This is a genomic window from Clostridioides sp. LIBA-7602 (assembly GCF_056688945.1).
Genome location: NZ_CP196991.1, coordinates 285,176 through 304,105, shown reverse-complemented (window position 1 = coordinate 304,105; position 18,930 = coordinate 285,176). Strand labels below are relative to the sequence as shown.

The 18,930-nt window shown below is 29.9% G+C and carries 18 protein-coding genes; all 18 read right to left on the bottom strand.

Features of this window, described 5'->3' with window-relative positions; translation table 11 throughout:
- The 18 genes from flgK to purE all read right to left on the bottom strand — a co-directional run bounded on the left by flgK (position 1) and on the right by purE (position 18,182).
- Positions 1-1,311: a flagellar hook-associated protein FlgK gene (flgK, locus tag ACTG45_RS01750; protein ID WP_479917933.1), complete on the bottom strand. Its 1,311-nt coding sequence runs from the start codon at positions 1,309-1,311 to the stop codon at positions 1-3.
- Between the two features lie 17 nt (positions 1,312-1,328).
- Positions 1,329-1,745, bottom strand: a complete 417-nt coding sequence (locus tag ACTG45_RS01745; RefSeq protein WP_479917932.1) for a flagellar protein FlgN — start codon at positions 1,743-1,745, stop codon at positions 1,329-1,331.
- A gap of 4 nt (positions 1,746-1,749) precedes the next feature.
- Positions 1,750-2,025: a flagellar biosynthesis anti-sigma factor FlgM gene (gene flgM / locus ACTG45_RS01740; protein WP_054268788.1), complete on the bottom strand. Its 276-nt coding sequence runs from the start codon at positions 2,023-2,025 to the stop codon at positions 1,750-1,752.
- A 151-nt stretch (positions 2,026-2,176) separates the two neighbouring features.
- A complete protein-coding gene (locus tag ACTG45_RS01735) occupies positions 2,177-2,491 on the bottom strand; it encodes a FliM/FliN family flagellar motor switch protein (RefSeq protein ID WP_479917931.1) in 315 nt (104 codons plus the stop codon).
- 23 nt (positions 2,492-2,514) lie between these two features.
- Positions 2,515-2,943, bottom strand: a complete 429-nt coding sequence (locus ACTG45_RS01730; RefSeq protein WP_479917930.1) for a YaaR family protein — start codon at positions 2,941-2,943, stop codon at positions 2,515-2,517.
- Between the two features lie 8 nt (positions 2,944-2,951).
- Positions 2,952-3,620: a lytic transglycosylase domain-containing protein gene (locus tag ACTG45_RS01725; protein WP_479919677.1), complete on the bottom strand. Its 669-nt coding sequence runs from the start codon at positions 3,618-3,620 to the stop codon at positions 2,952-2,954.
- A gap of 38 nt (positions 3,621-3,658) precedes the next feature.
- Complete coding sequence (rfbB, locus tag ACTG45_RS01720; protein ID WP_479917928.1) at positions 3,659-4,642, bottom strand: dTDP-glucose 4,6-dehydratase; 984 nt, start codon at positions 4,640-4,642, stop codon at positions 3,659-3,661.
- 37 nt (positions 4,643-4,679) lie between these two features.
- The gene (gene rfbC / locus ACTG45_RS01715) at positions 4,680-5,237 is read right to left on the bottom strand and encodes a dTDP-4-dehydrorhamnose 3,5-epimerase (RefSeq protein WP_479919676.1); all 558 of its coding nucleotides are present in this window, start codon (positions 5,235-5,237) and stop codon (positions 4,680-4,682) included.
- Positions 5,238-5,288: 51 nt separating this feature from the next.
- Positions 5,289-6,158 (bottom strand): glucose-1-phosphate thymidylyltransferase RfbA, encoded by an 870-nt coding sequence (rfbA, locus tag ACTG45_RS01710; RefSeq protein WP_479917926.1) that lies wholly within the window; start codon positions 6,156-6,158, stop codon positions 5,289-5,291.
- A 124-nt stretch (positions 6,159-6,282) separates the two neighbouring features.
- Complete coding sequence (gene rfbD / locus ACTG45_RS01705) at positions 6,283-7,140, bottom strand: dTDP-4-dehydrorhamnose reductase (protein ID WP_479917925.1); 858 nt, start codon at positions 7,138-7,140, stop codon at positions 6,283-6,285.
- Positions 7,141-7,348: 208 nt separating this feature from the next.
- Positions 7,349-11,155: a phosphoribosylformylglycinamidine synthase gene (locus tag ACTG45_RS01700; protein WP_479919675.1), complete on the bottom strand. Its 3,807-nt coding sequence runs from the start codon at positions 11,153-11,155 to the stop codon at positions 7,349-7,351.
- Positions 11,156-11,179: 24 nt separating this feature from the next.
- Positions 11,180-12,430 (bottom strand): phosphoribosylamine--glycine ligase, encoded by a 1,251-nt coding sequence (gene purD, locus ACTG45_RS01695; RefSeq protein ID WP_479917923.1) that lies wholly within the window; start codon positions 12,428-12,430, stop codon positions 11,180-11,182.
- A 10-nt stretch (positions 12,431-12,440) separates the two neighbouring features.
- Positions 12,441-13,973 (bottom strand): bifunctional phosphoribosylaminoimidazolecarboxamide formyltransferase/IMP cyclohydrolase, encoded by a 1,533-nt coding sequence (gene purH / locus ACTG45_RS01690; RefSeq protein WP_223195802.1) that lies wholly within the window; start codon positions 13,971-13,973, stop codon positions 12,441-12,443.
- Positions 13,966-14,559, bottom strand: a complete 594-nt coding sequence (gene purN / locus ACTG45_RS01685) for a phosphoribosylglycinamide formyltransferase (RefSeq protein ID WP_479919674.1) — start codon at positions 14,557-14,559, stop codon at positions 13,966-13,968. Before purN ends, purH begins: the two co-directional genes overlap by 8 nt.
- A complete protein-coding gene (purM, locus tag ACTG45_RS01680; protein WP_479917921.1) occupies positions 14,553-15,629 on the bottom strand; it encodes a phosphoribosylformylglycinamidine cyclo-ligase in 1,077 nt (358 codons plus the stop codon). Before purM ends, purN begins: the two co-directional genes overlap by 7 nt.
- The gene (gene purF, locus ACTG45_RS01675; protein ID WP_021382604.1) at positions 15,623-16,990 is read right to left on the bottom strand and encodes an amidophosphoribosyltransferase; all 1,368 of its coding nucleotides are present in this window, start codon (positions 16,988-16,990) and stop codon (positions 15,623-15,625) included. The genes purM and purF overlap by 7 nt, the downstream gene beginning before the upstream one ends.
- A gap of 11 nt (positions 16,991-17,001) precedes the next feature.
- Positions 17,002-17,700 carry a phosphoribosylaminoimidazolesuccinocarboxamide synthase gene (purC, locus tag ACTG45_RS01670; protein WP_479917920.1) on the bottom strand — a complete coding sequence of 233 codons (699 nt, stop codon included), beginning with the start codon at positions 17,698-17,700 and terminating at the stop codon, positions 17,002-17,004.
- A 5-nt stretch (positions 17,701-17,705) separates the two neighbouring features.
- Positions 17,706-18,182 carry a 5-(carboxyamino)imidazole ribonucleotide mutase gene (purE, locus tag ACTG45_RS01665; protein ID WP_003425290.1) on the bottom strand — a complete coding sequence of 159 codons (477 nt, stop codon included), beginning with the start codon at positions 18,180-18,182 and terminating at the stop codon, positions 17,706-17,708.
- Between the last annotated feature and the right edge of the window lie 748 nt (positions 18,183-18,930).

Here is an 18,930-nt window from a genome sequence, read left to right as displayed (position 1 = left end):
TTAAATTATTCCATTTATTACAACATCCAGTAGTTGAACAGCTGTTGACATAACTTTTGCACTAGCTTGATAGGAACGTTGTACTTTTATAAGCTCTGTCATTTCTTCATCTAGGGATACACCTGAAACACTCATTCGTGAGCTATCAATATTATTTATAATTTTTCGTTGATTCACTTCATCTTGATTTACTTTTTTAGAATCTAAACCTACTGATTCTGCAAAAGCTTTATAGTGGTCACTTATTGTACTTACTTTTCCACCACCTACCCCAATATCTATTTTTTCATCCTTTAACTTAGCAATTTTTGAAGCCTCATCAGCAGTAAGCTTTAATTCATTTGGGTTATTCTTTATAGCTGGATTTACCTTTATGATATCTTCACCAGCTACATTTGAAGTTATAAAAAAATCTGTTACGGTTATTCCAGCGGAGGTATTATAAACATCATTTATCTGTTTAGCTAATCCATCAGACACATCTTTTAAATCACTTTTATATGTATCAACCTTACCATGCATTTCAAACAAACCTTGTAATGTTCCTGATACACCTGTTTTCCAAGTTCCATCTACATTTTTTAATTCATTAAGTTCTAATTTACCATCTGCAAGCATATTTTTAACATCACTATTTTCAAGGTCTAATTTAAAACTTAAGTCATCTAATATTCTATCTCTTTCATCAAGTAAATCATTTGGAGTAGAACCAGAGCCAGATATAACATCAATAGATTTATTCAAATCTTCAAGACTTTTTAACATATCATTTATTTGTTTTATTTCAGAGTTTATATTATCATCTATATCTCCTTTTAACTTATCAAGCTTCTTATAACTTTCACTTATTAAAGTTGCTAAATTTGATGCATTTTCTACCACGAGGCTTTTTTTACTGTCACTATTTATATCCTTTGCTAATGATTCCCATCCTTTAAAAAAATCATCTATACCTACAGATATTCCATAATCTGATGGTTCATTTATTATAGTTTCTATAGTATTATAATAGTCATACTTTGAAACTGTCTTACCATATTTATGAGCTTCTGCTCTAAATTGATAATCATAAAAACTATTTCTAGCCCTTGTTACATCTGTTACATGTACACCTGTACCCAGCTGACCTCGTCCAATTGCATTATTCAAGCTGGGCATATACATTGGACTATTTGTAGCAAATTCAGTCCTTTGCCTAGAGTAACCTTCTGTATCTAGATTACTTATATTATGAGAAATTGTCTGTATTGCTTTTTGATGCGCATTCATACCTGAATTAGCTGTATTTAAAATGGAAAATAATCCTGCCATATTTCTCCTCCCAATATCTATTTTCTAATATTTCCATAAGAATTATAAGTTGTAGTTTGTTTATCAACTGGCTTTATAAAATTAATCATCTTTTTCGTAAATATAAGTTCTTTTTTTATTAGAGAATCATTTGACTCTTGTTGATTTTTAGCTAAAGCAATAATATGCTTTAAATCTGTATATATTTCTTTTAAATATTCATCATTACTATTTTCAACAACTTCACTCATTGGAACATCATCATTAAGAAGTTGTCTTCTCTTTATCTCTGTAGATGCAAGTTCTCTACTGATATCTTCTAGTTTAGGATTTAACCTATTTAAATTTTCTATATCTTTTACAACTATATAATCAAATTGTTCTTTTAATAATTCCATCATATTACTAAGTATCTTTTTTTCTTCATATATTATAACTTTTAAGTCTGTAATCATGACTTTATCCTCGCATATCTTCTATCATTTTTTTAGCAATTTCTTCTGGTTTTATTTTGTAAGTTCCACTTTCCAATGCATTTTTTATTTCATCTATTTTTTTATTTCTAATAGTCTCATCATTCATATTTGATACGCTCGCCATTTCCTTTGCAAATTTAGATAGTTCTATCTTGTCTGTTTTATTAGTTTTTTGAACTTCTTGTACTTTTTTTACATCAGATGTGTTCTTTAAATAATTATTTATTACAATATTTGAACTCACATTTTTAATATCCATAGTTTCACCTCCAAAATTACATTCTTATATTTTAGTTATCGCTCAGAAAATAAAAACATTTATATAATTCACATACATTTTAAAATTTTTATAAAAATATCCCCTTAGCTAAACTCATACAGAATAACCTAAAGGGATACTATTTAAAATGTTAATTTATATCTGAATCTTCTATTTTAGACAATCTTACAGACAATTTCTCATTTGTAATAATGCTTTCTCCATAAGCAAACAATCTATCATTTGCATATATATCTAATTTCTCATCTACATTCTTATTTAGTTTTATTATAGAGCCTTCTTTTAAACCTAATATATTTCTTATTGTTTCTGTTGTTTTTCCTATAGAAACAGATACATTTACTTTTGCATTAAAAACATTTTGATTTTCTTCTATAACTCCAGTCTTTTCTTCTATTAGTTGTCCAAAATTCAATTCATATATATCCTCTTTTTTACTATTCATAAAACGTTTCTCCTTGTGTAATCTTATCTATACATGTCTATCAACAAGCCTTGTATCATATCAACAGTAGAAACAATATCTATATTTTCTTTTTCTTCACTAAGTAACTCACTAGTCATCTCTTCAAGTTTATTATCAACAATCTTTACATTCTTATAATACTGATGCTCCCAAAAACTACTATTTTTATCAAGTGAATACATGTTATCTACGACAGATTTTAGATATTCTTTTACAGCATTTTTATAACTATTAATATCTCCATAATTTTGAGTAAGTACAAGCCTTTCACCAGCCTTTTTTACACTTTCTAAATTTCTTTTTATATCATCTAATGAAGAAGATTGTTTTACAAAGTTTAGGCTGTCAGAAAACTTATTTTTTTCCTTTGTTTTCTTAACCTCTATATTTCTACTTGGACTTATATTTAGCTTATCTATATTTATACCCATGATAAATCCTACCCTCTATAATATTTCATAACTTTAGGAATATAATTTTGTGTTTCTTTTGGCATTTTATACAAATCTGAAATAGATTCTACCCCTCTACTTTTCATCCTTCCAGGACCACCATTATATGCCATCAGTCCCATTTCTATGCTACCTCCAAACATATCTATATATTCTTTAATATGTCTAGTTCCTGCATCTATATTTTGTTCTATATTAAAAGGGTCTGTAACACCCAAGTCTCTGCAATTTTCTGGCATAAGTTGCATAAGACCCTTAGCTCCAGCAGAAGAAACTGTATTGGGATTAAAATCTGATTCAACTTTAATTATTGCTTTTATAAGATTCGAATCTACATTGTATTTTTTTGATGCTTGCTCTACAGCATTTTCAATTCTTGTCTTTACACTTTTATCTTTTGTATCAACATCTATAAATCTACTAGTTGTATTATTTACTACATTATCAAGCTCATTAAATAACTTTTCAGAACTAGATGATAAATTGTATACATTAGAAGTCTGTTGATTATTTTGTGATATTGCTTTTAATAAGGTCATCATAATCATGTCAAACCCAGATGAATTATTATATGTACAGTTACACTGATTTGCAGTGTTGCTACCAGATAATTGACTCAATGCCAATAGATTAATTAGTGAACTTATATCATTCAATATAAAACTCCCCTTTCTAAATTTTATAAACTTCAAAATTAAACTGATAAAATAGCTTTCCACCAATATTCATGTTCTACATACCATTTAACCGTTTCTTTTATACCTAAATCAAAATCATATTTTGCCTTCCAACCTAGCTCATTCTCTATTTTAGATGGGTCAATAGCATATCTTAAATCATGACCAGGTCTATCATTTACATAGGATATTAAATCCTCAGATTTACCTAAAAGATTTAATATACTCTTTACTACCTCTATATTACTTCTTTCATTATGACCACCTATATTATAAACCTCACCAATTTTTCCTTTATGTATTATTAAATCTATAGCAGTACAATGGTCGTATACATGCAACCAGTCTCTTATATTTTCCCCATTACCGTATACTGGCAATTGTTTGTCTTCAAGAGCATTTAAAATCATAAGTGGAATCAATTTTTCAGGAAAATGATATGGTCCATAATTATTAGAGCACCTAGATATAGTTGTTGGAAGTCCATATGTCCTGTAGTAAGAACTTACCAATAAGTCTGCAGCTGCCTTAGATGCTGAGTAAGGTGAGCTTGGGTTAATAGCTGATTTTTCTGTAAAAAATAAATCCTTTCTATTAATTGGCAAATCACCATAAACTTCATCTGTAGAAATTTGATGATACCTTTTTATTCCATACTTTCTGGATGCATCTAAAAGTACTTGTGTTCCCATAACATTTGTTTGGATAAATAGCTGTGGATTTTCAACTGATCTATCCACATGAGATTCAGCAGCAAAGTTAACAACTATATCAAATTTTTCTTCTTCAAATAGTTTATAAACCTGCTCCTTGTTTGAGATGTCTCCCTTGACAAATTTATAATTTGGCTTATCTTGTATTTCTCTTAGTGTTTCCAAATTACCAGCATATGTTAATAAATCTAAATTAACAATAAAATAATCTACATACTTATTGAGTATATAATGTGCAAAGTTACTCCCAATAAAGCCTGCTCCTCCAGTTATTAATATTTTTTTCATATTTTCTCTCCCAAATGTCAATTCTCATAAACTTTTATTAAAGTTCCATACAAATATCTTTAAAATCCTTATGGTTTTTATCCTTTGATGACAAAAATATCTCTTCAATCCCTTTTAAAGGCCAGTCAATAGATACATACTTATCATTCCACATAAAACCCATTTCAAATTCTGGATAATAATAATTTGTACACTTATAACTAAATATAGCTTTGTCTGATAAAACTAAAAAACCATGAGCGAAACCTTCTGGAATATAAAATTGCTTTTTGTTTTTATCTGACAATATTACTCCTTGCCACTTTCCAAATGTCTGTGAATGTTTTCTTAAATCAACTGCAACGTCAAAAACTTCGCCCTCTGTAACTCTAACTAATTTTCCTTGAGGATACTTATTTTGAAAATGCATGCCTCTTAAAACACCTTTTCTAGAGCTGGATTCATTATCTTGAACAAAACACATATCAAGTCCAAACTCCAAAAACTCCTTCTTATTATAACTTTCCATAAAATATCCTCTGTCATCATAAAATGCATTTGGCTCAACTATATATAAGCCTTCTATTTCTGTCTTTATAAAATTGAATTTTCCCATTATAATAAACTCCCTTAGTAAAATAAAATTAGTAATAAATTTTATGTAATACTACATATCTTCTCTAGCTAAGTTTAATAGATACTGGCCATACTCAGTTTTTATCAGTGGCTTGGATAGTTCTATTAATTCCTCTCTACTTATATACCCTTTTGTATATGCAATTTCCTCTAGACATGCTATATATAATCCTTGTCTTGTTTGAACTACTTCAACATAATTAGAAGCATCCAATAAACCCTTATGTGTGCCTGTATCCAACCAAGCCATACCTCTTCCTAAAAGTTCTACTTTTAGTTTTCCTCGTTTTAAATACTCATTGTTAATAGAAGTTATTTCTAATTCACCCCTATATGATGGCTTGGTAAGCTTTGCTATTTCCACAACATCATTGTCATAAAAATACAATCCTGGTATGGCATAATTGGATTTAGGTATCTTAGGTTTCTCTTCTATTGATAATACATTGAAATCTTTATCAAATTCTACAACACCAAACGAATTCGGATTGCTAACATGATAACCAAATATAGTTGCTCCATCCCTTTTGACTGCATTTTCTAATCTTTCACTAAATCCATATCCATAAAATATATTATCGCCTAGTACAAGGCAAACACTATCATTTCCTATAAATTCTTCTCCTATTATAAATGCTTCAGCAATTCCATTTGGTTTTTCCTGAATTTCATATGTTATTTTAAGCCCTAATGAACTTCCATCTTCAAACAAATCCTGAAACGCTGTTATATCTCTTGGTGTAGATATTATGAGTATTTCTTGTATCCCTGCCAACATAAGAACTGACATAGGATAATATATCATTGGTTTGTCGTATATAGGAAGTGTTTGTTTTGATATACATTTTGTTATTGGGTATAGTCTTGTCCCAGATCCTCCTGCTAAAATAATTCCTTTCATATTTATTCCATCCTTAAATTTGTTTTTGTTATATTATGATTATCGGATAAATAAAAGAAATATTTATATTTTATGTAATATCTTATTTTATTTTCTAAAAATAGTATGTTTACCTTATATTGATTTAATGTTTCTTTAAATACTCTTCAATAGACTCCTCCCACTTCCTAAACGAATTCAATCCAATTAATTTCAACATAAAATTATCTAGTACAGAATATGCTGGCCTTTGAGCTTTGCTTTTAAAATCTTCACTTTTAATTGGATTTACTTTTATATCTATATTTTTTAATTCAAATATCTTTTTAGCAAAATCATACCAACTACACTCACCTTCACATGTAGCATGATAAACTCCATAATTATCTGTTTCCATAAGATTTATTATAGCCTTTGATAAGTCCACAGTGCTTGTTGGACTTCCAAATTGGTCATCAACCACACTAATTTCTTTATTTTCTACAGATAGCCTTATCATAGTCTTCACAAAATTATTTCCATCACCATATAACCATGCTGTTCTCAATATAAAGTATTTATGTGAGAATCTTTGCACAAAGTTTTCTCCCATTAGTTTACTACTTCCATACACAGAATTGGGCTCAGTTTTATTGTCTTCTCTATATGGGTACTTAGAAAGACCATCGAATACATAGTCAGTTGATATATGTACAAATTTGGCATTTACTTTTTCTGATGCTATTGCTAAATTTTTAACTCCTAAAGCATTCATTTTGTATGCAGTTTCTATATTGTCTTCACATTCATCAACTTTTGAGTATGCTGCACAGTTTATCACTATATCAGGCTTATTATCCGAAATAAAACTATCCACGTTAGTTTGATTAGATATATCCAAATCATCCCTTGTCGTGGCTAATGTGTCATACTTTGGTTGATCTATACTTTGATTGATTGATTTTAATTGATTGACCAATTCTCTTCCTAATTGACCATTAGACCCTGTTATTAATACTTTCATTGATTATGTTTGCCCTCCAATAAATATTTAACTTCTCTTAGTAATTAATTATAACATATCTTATTTTTTAACCTAGATATAATACATCTTATTTTTTATGTAAATAAAAAAGAGATGTATTATTAGATGATTATCATCATATTATTACATCTCCTTAATTTCAGATATCTAAAATATATATTGTAATTTTATATTAATTCTTAAAATCTTATCTAAAATACTTAACTCCAGATTCAAATATCATTTGGTCTTTTTCACCTATGATATTCTTATATACTGCCTCACCAATTCTCTCAGAATGTCCCATCTTACCAAACACTCTACCATCAACACTAGTTATACCTTCAACAGCATAGAATGAACCATTTGGATTAAATTCAATATCATAAGTAGCCTCATTATTAAAATCAACATATTGAGTTGCTACTTGTCCATTAGCAATTAATTCTCTCATAACTTCTTCACTAGCAACAAATTTACCTTCTCCATGAGAAACTGCTATATTGTGAATATCACCAACATTAGTTTGAGCCAGCCAAGGAGACTTATTAGAAGAAATTCTAGTTCTAGCAATCTTAGCTTGATGACGACCAATATTGTTGTAAGTAAGTGTTGGTGCATTTTCACTTTGAACTCTTATTTCCCCATATGGAACTAATCCTAATTTGATTAATACCTGGAATCCATTACAAATACCTAGCATTAGACCATCTTTTTTAGTTAAAAACTCATTTATAGCTTCTTGTACTCTAGGATTTCTAAATACAGTAGCTATAAATTTACCAGAACCATCTGGCTCATCACCTGCACTAAATCCACCTGGTAACATTATTATTTGAGAAGATTTTATCTCATTTACTATTGTATCTATAGAATCTTCTATATCTTTATAAGTTAAATTCTTGAATACTCTTATATTTGCATTAGCTCCTGCTCTTTCAAATGCTCTTGCAGAATCATATTCACAGTTTGTTCCAGGGAATGCTGGTATAAATACTCTTGGAGTAGCTATACTTAATGATGATTTTTTAGCCTCCCCTTGTGATATATAACTTATAGTCTCTATTTTTGATTTTACTTCTTCTGCTTTAGTTGGGAATATAGGCTCTAAAGTACTACAATGTGCTTTATATAATTCATCTAATGAAAGTTCTTCACCTTTGATGAATAAACTAGCTTCTTTAACTGTACTTCCAAGAACCATGTAATTATATCCATCTAAAATACTTAAATCATCATTTGCTAATTCAAGTACTATATTTCCATAACTAGCCTCAAATAATTTATCATCTGTAAGTGCCTTTTCAGCTTCTTCACTAAACTTAAATCCTACTTTATTACCAAAAGACATTTTACTTATTGCTTCACCAACACCTGCAAATCCTAATGCATATGTTGATAAAACTTTATTTCCATGTATAAGTTCTCTTACTTTATCCAAGTTTTTCTTTAATTCTTCAAAATCTATAACATCATTTTCTGATTTATTTACACATAACATTACTACTTTTGAGTCTGCTTTTTTAAATTCTGGAGATACTACTTTTCTAGCATCTACTGTATCAACAGCAAATGAAACTAATGTTGGCGGAACTTCAATATCTTTAAATGTACCAGACATACTGTCTTTTCCACCTATAGCAGGTATCTCAAATTTACTTTGTGCATAGAATGCTCCTAAAAGTGCTGAGAATGGTTTACCCCATTTTTCTGGATTGTTACCAAGTTTCTCAAAATACTCTTGGAATGTAAGTCTTGTTGTACTGTAATTTCCTCCAATAGCAACCAATTTACACACAGATTCTACTACTGCATATAAAGCACCATGGAATGGACTCCATTTTCCTACCTTTGGATTGTATCCATAAGTCATTATTGTAGAAGTATTAGTTTCTCCACCAAGTACTGGTATCTTAGCAACCATACCTTGAGTTGGAGTAGCTTGGTACTTTCCACCAAATGGCATAAGTACTGTATTGCCACCAATTGTATTATCAAACATCTCAACTAATCCTTTTTGAGAACAAACATTAAGGTCAGATAATACTTTTGTAAATTTATCTTTCATACTTGCACATTTAACGTCTTTTACTATTTCATTAGAGTTAAAGAATGTATTTTCTTCATCTACTTTAGTAACATGGACATCAGTAGTTTGTTTTACTCCATTTGTATCCAAAAACTCTCTATTTATATCTACAATTGCTTTTCCATTCCAGAACATTCTTAAATATCCTGTATCAGTTACTGTAGCTACATGTGTAGCTTCTAAGTTTTCTTCTACTGCTAATTGTATAAATTTATCTTTATTTTCTTTTTTTATAGCCACAGCCATACGCTCTTGTGATTCTGAAATTGAAAGTTCAGTTCCATCAAGTCCATCGTACTTTTTAGGCACTAAATCTAAGTTTATGTCCAAACTATCAGCAATCTCACCTATAGCCACACAAACTCCACCTGCTCCAAAGTCATTACATCTTTTTATCATTTGAGCAACTTCTTTATTTCTAAAGAATCTTTGTATTTTTCTTTCGTTAGGAGCATCTCCTTTTTGAACTTCTGCACTACAAGTTAATATTGATTCTTCACTATGCTCTTTAGATGAACCAGTTGCTCCTCCACAACCATCTCTTCCTGTTTTTCCTCCAAGAAGAACTATTACATCTCCTGCTTCTGGTCTTTCTCTTACTACATTTTCTTTTGGTGCTGCTGCTATAACTGCGCCTATTTCCATTCTCTTTGCAACGAAGTTTTCATCATATACTTCTGCAACTTGTCCAGTTGTAAGACCTATCTGGTTACCATATGAACTATAACCATGAGCAGCTTCTGTAGTAATTTTTCTCTGCATAAGTTTTCCAGGTAAAGTATCCTCTAAAGTTGTTCTTGGGTCAGCACTTCCTGTAACACGCATTGCTTGGTAAACATAACTTCTTCCTGATAATGGGTCTCTTATAGCTCCACCTAGACAAGTAGCTGCTCCACCAAATGGTTCTATTTCAGTTGGATGGTTATGAGTTTCATTTTTAAACATTACTAAATATTTTTCCATCTTACCATCAACTTCAACATCTACATTTATACTACATGCATTTATCTCTTCACTTTCATCTAGGTCATTTAATTTTCTATTTTTCTTTAATTCTTTTACTGCAACTGTAGCTATATCCATCAAACATATATCTTTATGTCTGTTCACATATACATTGTCTCTTGAGTTAAGATACATTTGATACGCTTCTTTTACTATATCATTAAACTTACCATCTTCTATCTTTACATTTTCTATTTCAGTCATAAAAGTAGTGTGTCTACAATGATCAGACCAGTAAGTATCTAGAACTTTTATTTCTGTTATAGTTGGATTTCTTTTTTCTGTATCTTTAAAATATTTTTGAACGTGTTGTAAGTCTCCTAAAGTCATTGCTAATCCTTTTTCACTTACAAATGTTTTTAGTCCATCTTCATCTAAATCTATAAACCCATCTAATACTTCAACTGTTGTTGGTATTTCAGTTTCCATTTTTAATGTTTCTGGTTTTTCTAAAGATGCTTCTCTACTATCTACTGGATTTATACAGTAATCTTTTATTTTAGAAAACTCTTCATCAGTTACTTGACCTGATAATATATAAACCTTTGCTGTATTAATAGCAGGTCTTACACCTTGATTTACGATTTGGATACATTGAGCTGCCCAATCACCTCTTTGGTCATATTGACCAGGAAGAAATTCTATCGCAAATACTCTTTCACCATTTAACTCTGGTATTTCTTCATAATATACTACATCTAGATTCGGTTCAGAAAATATTGTTTTTGCTGCATTTTCATAAACTTTTTCTGATATTCCCTCTACATCATATCTATTTAATATTCTTAAATTTTCTATATTGCTTATGTGTAAACTTTCTAACAAGTCTTTTTTTAAAGCTTTAGCCTCAAGGTCAAAACCTTCTCTTTTTTCAACTAGTACTCTTCTAACCATTGAGTCTTTATTTTCAGTATTCAACATACCTTATCCTCCATTTTAGAAAAATTATCTTCCTATGTCTGTTCTATAGTGCATTCCTTCAAAGTTTATTTTCTTTATATTCTCATAAACTTTTTCTGCTGCGTCCTTAACTGTAGTTGATTTTGCAGTTATACCAATTACTCTTCCTCCATTAGTAACTAAATTACCATCAAGCATCTTAGTACCACTGTGGAATACTACTATATCATCATCCAGGTTTTCAAGACCAGTTATAATTTTTCCTTTTTCATAACTGTCTGGATACCCTCCTGATGTAAGCATAACACATACTGCTTCATCATCACTATAATTTATTTCTATATCTTTTAATTTATTATCCAATATAGCTTCCATTATCTCATGTAAATCTGTTTCTAGTCTAAATAAAACAGATTGTGTCTCAGGGTCTCCAAATCTTACATTGTATTCAAGTACTTTCTCTCCATCTTCAGTTATCATAAGACCAACAAATAAAATACCTTTAAAGTTAAGACCATCTTTTTTGAATCCTTCTAAAGTTTTTTCTAATACTGTCTCTTTTACTTTATTTGCTAATTCTTCTGTATATATTTCACTAGGTGAAAAAGTTCCCATTCCACCAGTATTTGGCCCTTGTTCATAATTATTTACTTTCTTATGGTCTTTTGCACTTGCCATAGGAACTATTGTGTCATTGTCTACAAATGCCAAGATTGAAGTCTCTATTCCTTTTAAGAACTCTTCAATTACTATTTTATCTCCAGCAGCTCCAAACTTCTTATCTGACATCATTTCTTTTAAAGTTGCTATAGCATCTTCTCTATTTTCAGGTATTACAACACCTTTTCCAGCAGCTAATCCGTCCGCTTTTATTACTACTGGATATCCAAAGCTATCTATTTCTGATATAGCTTCTTCTAAGTTTGTATATTCTTTATATTTTGCAGTAGGTATGTTATGTTTTATCATAAAATCTTTTGAAAAAGCTTTACTTCCTTCAAGTTGAGCACATTTTTTATTAGGCCCAAAAACTCTTAGACCTTCCTTTTCAAACTCATCTACTATACCCATAACTAGTGGTACTTCTGGCCCTACTATTGTAAGACCTATTTCATTTTCTTTTGCAAATTTTAAAAGTTCTTCTATATTAGTATCACTTATATTTACACATTCTGCTACATTTGCAATTCCTGCATTACCTGGCGCGCAATAAACTTTATCTATATTCTTTTCTTTGCTTAGTTTCCAGCATATAGCATGCTCTCTTCCGCCACCGCCTACAACCAATATCTTCATAATATCCTCCTTAGTGTTTGAAGTGTCTTATTCCTGTAAATACCATAACCATATCATACTTATCACAAGCTTCTATTGAATCTTTATCCTTTATAGAACCACCTGGTTGAACTACTGCTGATATTCCATATTCATGAGCTAATGTTACACAATCATCAAATGGGAAAAATGCATCTGATGCTAAAACAGCTCCTGTAAAATCTTTATCTTTGTTGTTTTCAAGAGCATTTTTTAATGCCCAAATTCTTGATGTTTGCCCACAACCTAAAGCTAAAGTTTGACCATTTTTTACTATCGCAATTGCATTTGATTTCATATTTTTTACTACTCTCATACCAAATTCCATGTCCTTAAGTTGTTCATCTGTTGGTTTTGCTTTTGTTACATTTTCACTTTTTTCTGCTAAAGTGCTATTTCTATCTTGTATTAATAATTTTCCATCTAAATATTTCATTTCATATGGTTGTAAACTATCTTCTATCTTAGCTAATTTTAGTATTCTTAAATTTTTCTTTTGTTTAAGTACCTCTAAAGCTTCTGGCTCAAAATCATATGCTACTACTATCTCTAAGAATATTTCATTTAATTTCTCTGCTGTAGCTTTGTCTACAGTAGAAGTTATTCCTACTATTCCACCAAATATTGAAACTTTATCTGCTTCATAACATTTTGTATATGCTTCAAAAGCATCTTTACCTAATCCCACTCCACATGAATTAGCATGTTTTATAGCTACTGAAACTACTTCTTCGCTATCTTTAAATTCTCTCATTACTTCTAAACATCCATGTAAATCGTTTAAGTTGTTAAAAGAAAGTTCTTTACCGCCTAATTGCTCATAGTTTAAGATTGGATTTTTTGCATTTGATTGTGAATATAAGAAACCATTTTGATGTGGATTTTCTCCATATCTTAAAGTTTGTTCTTTTTGGAAAGTTAAATTTAATATGTCAGGATATGTATCTCCAACTTCTCCAGCAAAATAACTAGATATTAACGCATCATATCTTCCTGTAGTTGAGAAAGCTTTATATGATAATTTTTTTCTGTCTTCTAATGTCATTGTGTCTGTTTTTAATTTTTCTATTATAGAATCATAATCTTTTATATCTACTACTACTATTACATCTTTATAGTTTTTAGCAGCAGAACGTATCATAGATGGACCACCAATGTCTATGTTTTCTATCATTTCATCATGGCTTTTGCCAGCCTTTAAAGTTCCTTCAAAATCATATAGATTTACAGCTACTAAATCTATTGAATGTATTTTGTGTTCATTTACAGTTTCCACATGAGATTCTTTATCTCTTTTGTAAAGTATCCCACCATGTATATATGGATTTAATGTTTTTACTCTTCCATCTAATATTTCTGGGAAGTTTGTAACATCTTCAACTTGCATTACATTAACTCCATTTTCTTTTAATGTCTTGAAAGTATTTCCTGTAGATATAATTTCATAATCTAGCTTATTTAACTCTTTAGCAAATTCTACTACACCTGTCTTATCAGTTACACTTATTAAAGCTCTCTTACTCATTTATAAACACTCTCCTACCTTGAAGTTTTAATTTATTTTCACAAAAAAGACTCAAACTTTCTATTAAAATCCTATGTTCAACTTCTAACACTCTTTTTGCAAGTGTCTTTGCATCATCATCTTGATTAACCTTAACTACATCTTGCATTATAATTGGTCCAGTATCAGCACCCTCGTCAACAAAATGAACTGTAGCTCCAGTTACTTTGGCTCCATAATCTATAACACCTTGATGAACTCTTTCTCCGTAAAATCCAGCTCCACAGAATGAAGGAATTAATGATGGATGTATGTTTATCATTTTGTTTCTAAACTCATTAACCAGCTTTGGGCTGATTATTTTTAAATAACCAGCCAAAACTACTAAATCTATTTTATTTTCTTTAAGAATTTCTATTATCTTGTCTTCATTAGTTTCACAAATTTCCTTTATGTTATGATTTTTAGCTCTCTCTAAGCCATAAGCATCTTGCTTACTTGAGATAACTACTTTAACCTGACCTTTTATTTTTCCAGATTCAGTTCCATCTATAACTGCTTGTAAATTTGTTCCCCCACCAGATATTAAAACTCCTATATTTAACATAATTCTACACCTTCATGACTCTCTACTACTTCACCAATTATATATGCTTTATCTTCTAATAATTCACTGTATTTTTTATCTACATAAGCAGCATTGTCATTTTCTCTATTGTTTATAAAGTCTACAACATTGTTAGCATCTTCTTTATTTACTATTAAAACTAGTCCAATACCCATGTTGAAACTTTTGTGAAGTTCTCTCTCATCAACAGCATTAAAATCTTCTATCATTTTAAATATAGGAGGCTTCTGCCAAGATTTTTTATTGATGTCTAATCCTAATCCTTTAGGTATAACCCTTGTTATGTTTTCTATAAGCCCTCCACCAGTTATGTGAGCTATAGCTTTTATATCATGTTTAGCTAATACATCTAAAGCTAATTTAACATATATTTTAGTTGGTGTTAAAAGCGCTTCCCCAACTGTCATTCCTAGTTCTTCAACATATTGTTCCATCTTGTAGTTGTAAGTTTCTAAAAATATCTTTCTTATAAAAGAAAATCCATTACTGTGTACTCCACTTGAAGATATACCAACTAATACATCTCCTGATTTAACATCATTTCCAGAAACAATCTTTTCTTTGTCTGCTATACCTACAGAGAATCCTGCTAAATCATAATCATCATCTCCATACATACCAGGCATCTCAGCAGTTTCTCCACCAATTAGTGCACAACCAGACATTTTACAACCATCTGCAATTCCACCAACTATTTTTTCTATATGCTCAGGAACTAATTTCCCAAGAGCTATATAATCAAGGAAAAATAATGGCTTTGCTCCTTGGCAAATTAAATCATTTACACACATTGCAACTAAATCTATTCCAACAGTATCATGATTGTCCATCATTTGAGCTATTTTTAACTTAGTCCCAACACCATCTGTAGATGCAAGCAAAACTGGTTCTTTCATTCCCACAAAATCTTTTAAACTGTATAATCCACTAAAGTTACCTAAATCTCCAACTACATTTCCATCATAAGTTCCTTTTATTTTACCTTTTATAAGGTCTACTGCTCTATTTCCTTCATCTATATCTACACCTGATTCTTTATATGTTAACATGAAAGTAATTCCTCCTTATCAATTTTCTTAACTGGGTATTCTCCATCAAAACAAGCTTTACAGAAAGTAGACTTGTGCTCTGCTGCATCTAACATTCCTTCTATATCTAGGAATTTTAGACTATCACATCCAATATATTCTCTCATTTCTTCTACGTTGTTACTTGATGCAATTAATTTAGAACGATTTGGAGTATCTATTCCATAATAACAAGAGTAAGCTACTGGAGGAGATGTTATTCTAAGATGAATTTCTTTTGCTCCTGCTTCTCTTAAAGATTTTACTAACTGTTTAGATGTAGTTCCTCTTACAATTGAGTCATCTACTAAAATTATAGATTTTCCTTTTATTATTGTTGAAAGAGGGTTCAATTTTATTTTTACTGCTATTTCTCTTTCTTCTTGTGTAGGTTTTATAAATGTTCTTCCTACATATCTATTTTTAACTAAGCCTTCACTTATTTTTAATCCACTAGCATTTGCATAACCAATAGCTCCTGGCCAACCTGAATCTGGAACTGGAACTACCATATCTGCATTTACATTTTCATTTTGAGCTAATCTTTCACCACATTTAATTCTAAATTCATATGCATTTACATTGTCTATAGTTGCATCGTTTCTTGCAAAGTATATGTGTTCAAATATACAACTCTTCTTAACCGGCTTATAATTTTCTGAATAAAAATATGATTTTAATTCTCCATCTTTAACTATTATTATTTCCCCTGGCTCTACATCTCTTATAACTTCTCCGCCAAGTATGTCTATTGCACAATTTTCTGATGCAAATATATATTCATCGCCCTTTTTACCAAGTACAAGAGGTCTGAATCCATGTGGGTCTCTAACTGCAACCAATTCTTCCTGACTCATTATTACAAGAGCATATGCACCTTTGATATAATCCATAGTCATTTTTAAACTTTCTACTATATCACCTTTGTAATATCTTGCAAGTATATATAAAATCACTTCTGTATCTGAATTAGTTTGGAACATATATCCATCTTCTTCTAACATGTCTTTTAAATAATTTGCATTAACTAGATTTCCATTATGAGCTATGGCTAATTGTCTTTTTCTACAACTTCCAACTAAAGGTTGACAGTTTGAAACATGACTTCCCCCAGCTGTTGAATATCTAACATGTCCAATACCTATATTTCCTTTTAACTTAGATAGTTCACTTTCTTTAAAAACATCTCCAACTAATCCCATATCTTTTTTGTACTTAATTTCTCCATCATCCAAAAGAGCTAAACCACAGCTTTCTTGCCCTCTGTGTTGCATAGAATATAAAGAATAATATAGTTCTTTAGTTACATCTTTATTAGAGTAAATCCCTAAAACTCCACACATACATTTGCCTCCTATTTATTATTCATTCTTGAAAGTACTTCCGTATAACCTTCTACAAGGTCTCCAAGGTCTCTTCTAAATCTGTCCTTATCTAACTTTTCATTTGTATTTACATCCCAAAGTCTACAAGTGTCTGGTGATACTTCATCTGCCAATATTATGTTTCCTTCTGAATCTTTACCAAATTCTATTTTAAAGTCAACTAACTTTAGGTTTAATTTTAAGAAAAATGCTTTTAGTAATTCATTTATTTTTAAAGTTTCTTCTCTTAAGAATTTTAATTCTTCTCTAGTTGCTAATTTCATTGCTACTGCATAATCATCATTTAACATTGGGTCTCCATAAGCATCGTTTTTGTAGCTTATTTCAAAGATTGGCTCATCGAAAACTTCACCTTCTTCAAGACCAACTCTTTTGCAAATAGAGCCCGCAGCAATATTTCTTACTATTACCTCTAATGGTAAAATCTCTACTTTTTTAACTAGCATTTCTCTATCTGATAAACTTTTTATAAAGTGTGTATTTATATTATTTTCTTTTAACATTTCAAAGATTATTGTTGATATCTTATTGTTTAGTATACCTTTTGAAGATATTTCTGCTTTTTTTTCTCCATTAAATGCTGTTGCATCATCTTTATAATAAACAACATATTCATTTTCATTATCTGTAGAGTATACTTGTTTTGCTTTTCCTTCATATAATAACATTTCTGCTACCCCCTTAAATTCTTGTCGTCTTCTAGCACCTTTTGTGCCATCTCTTCTCTATATGATTTCAAATCCTCTTTTAATTTTGGGTATTTTAAAGTCATTATCTGTAATGCCAATAAAGCTGCGTTTAAACCTAAATCTATTGTAACTGTCGCAACTGGTATTCCTTTTGGCATTTGAACTATTGATAAAAGTGAGTCTAGTCCGTCCATAGTTGATGATTTAATAGGTAATCCTATTACAGGAATTAGTGTTTGTGAAGCTATTACACCTGGTAAATGTGCTGCCTTTCCTGCTGCTGCTATTATTACATCAGTATCATCTTCTATTTCTTTTAGGAATATTGAAAGTTGTTCTGGTGTTCTATGAGCAGATAATGCTCTTGCTACAACTTCTATTCCATATTTTTCAAGTAGTTTTATCCCTTCTTCTAATTTTGGATAATCTGATTTTGAACCCATAACTACTGCTACTTTCATTAGACTTCCCCTCTCCGTTTATAAGTTATTTTACATTTCAAATCATTCGTATCATTATACGAATTATACACCTTAAATTTTATATTAATATACATATATTATCAACTCTTTTTTGAAATTTTTTAAAAAAAATATTTCTTGTATTTTTTTCATTCGCCCTGTGTCGAACTATATTTATATTTTTTTGTTAAAATAAAAAATGGATAGTCTCAAGATTGATTTTTTTAATCAACTTTTAAATTTAACTCCTTTTTTGAATTTTTATATATTATTTTTTATTACTTCTTTTTTACCTTATCAACTATTTTTTAAAAGAATGCTGTTAAATATCATAATATAAACCTTCTTTTCTAATATTATTTATATATTAGTTAACAATAAATCGTTTTTTAGAGATGGCAACAGACTCATGATTATCAAATACTACTGAATCATATTTAACTTCATTCATTTGTATAATTATAGTCATTTCTTTTTTAACTATGTCATCGTTTCCGTAAACATCTCAAGCCTCACTAGGATATTGCTCCTTTGTCTTAAACCATCTGACTCATAAAAATCTACTAATGTCATATTATTTTCTTTTTTCTTTATTTATTTTTTAAGCTATATTATATGTAACTTCTCCATGTAAGTCTATAGTTGCTAATATATTGATTTCAGTTGTTTCCTTCTTTTAGGATTCGTACACGATGTAGATATCATTAGTATTGATATTAAACATAAACTTAATACTTTGGTTTTATTT

What these genes read in the sequence shown, in the direction of transcription:
- flgK (WP_479917933.1), bottom strand. Translation starts at nt 1,311, where the DNA reads ATGGCAGGATTATTTTCCATTTTAAATACAGCTAATTCAGGTATGAAT.
- ACTG45_RS01745 (WP_479917932.1), bottom strand. Translation starts at nt 1,745, where the DNA reads ATGATTACAGACTTAAAAGTTATAATATATGAAGAAAAAAAGATACTT.
- flgM (WP_054268788.1), bottom strand. Translation starts at nt 2,025, where the DNA reads ATGGATATTAAAAATGTGAGTTCAAATATTGTAATAAATAATTATTTA.
- ACTG45_RS01735 (WP_479917931.1), bottom strand. Translation starts at nt 2,491, where the DNA reads ATGAATAGTAAAAAAGAGGATATATATGAATTGAATTTTGGACAACTA.
- ACTG45_RS01730 (WP_479917930.1), bottom strand. Translation starts at nt 2,943, where the DNA reads ATGGGTATAAATATAGATAAGCTAAATATAAGTCCAAGTAGAAATATA.
- rfbB (WP_479917928.1), bottom strand. Translation starts at nt 4,642, where the DNA reads ATGAAAAAAATATTAATAACTGGAGGAGCAGGCTTTATTGGGAGTAAC.
- rfbC (WP_479919676.1), bottom strand. Translation starts at nt 5,237, where the DNA reads ATGGGAAAATTCAATTTTATAAAGACAGAAATAGAAGGCTTATATATA.
- rfbA (WP_479917926.1), bottom strand. Translation starts at nt 6,158, where the DNA reads ATGAAAGGAATTATTTTAGCAGGAGGATCTGGGACAAGACTATACCCA.
- rfbD (WP_479917925.1), bottom strand. Translation starts at nt 7,140, where the DNA reads ATGAAAGTATTAATAACAGGGTCTAATGGTCAATTAGGAAGAGAATTG.
- ACTG45_RS01700 (WP_479919675.1), bottom strand. Translation starts at nt 11,155, where the DNA reads ATGTTGAATACTGAAAATAAAGACTCAATGGTTAGAAGAGTACTAGTT.
- purD (WP_479917923.1), bottom strand. Translation starts at nt 12,430, where the DNA reads ATGAAGATATTGGTTGTAGGCGGTGGCGGAAGAGAGCATGCTATATGC.
- purH (WP_223195802.1), bottom strand. Translation starts at nt 13,973, where the DNA reads ATGAGTAAGAGAGCTTTAATAAGTGTAACTGATAAGACAGGTGTAGTA.
- purN (WP_479919674.1), bottom strand. Translation starts at nt 14,559, where the DNA reads ATGTTAAATATAGGAGTTTTAATATCTGGTGGGGGAACAAATTTACAA.
- purM (WP_479917921.1), bottom strand. Translation starts at nt 15,629, where the DNA reads ATGTTAACATATAAAGAATCAGGTGTAGATATAGATGAAGGAAATAGA.
- purF (WP_021382604.1), bottom strand. Translation starts at nt 16,990, where the DNA reads ATGTGTGGAGTTTTAGGGATTTACTCTAATAAAGATGTAACTAAAGAA.
- purC (WP_479917920.1), bottom strand. Translation starts at nt 17,700, where the DNA reads ATGTTATTATATGAAGGAAAAGCAAAACAAGTATACTCTACAGATAAT.
- purE (WP_003425290.1), bottom strand. Translation starts at nt 18,182, where the DNA reads ATGAAAGTAGCAGTAGTTATGGGTTCAAAATCAGATTATCCAAAATTA.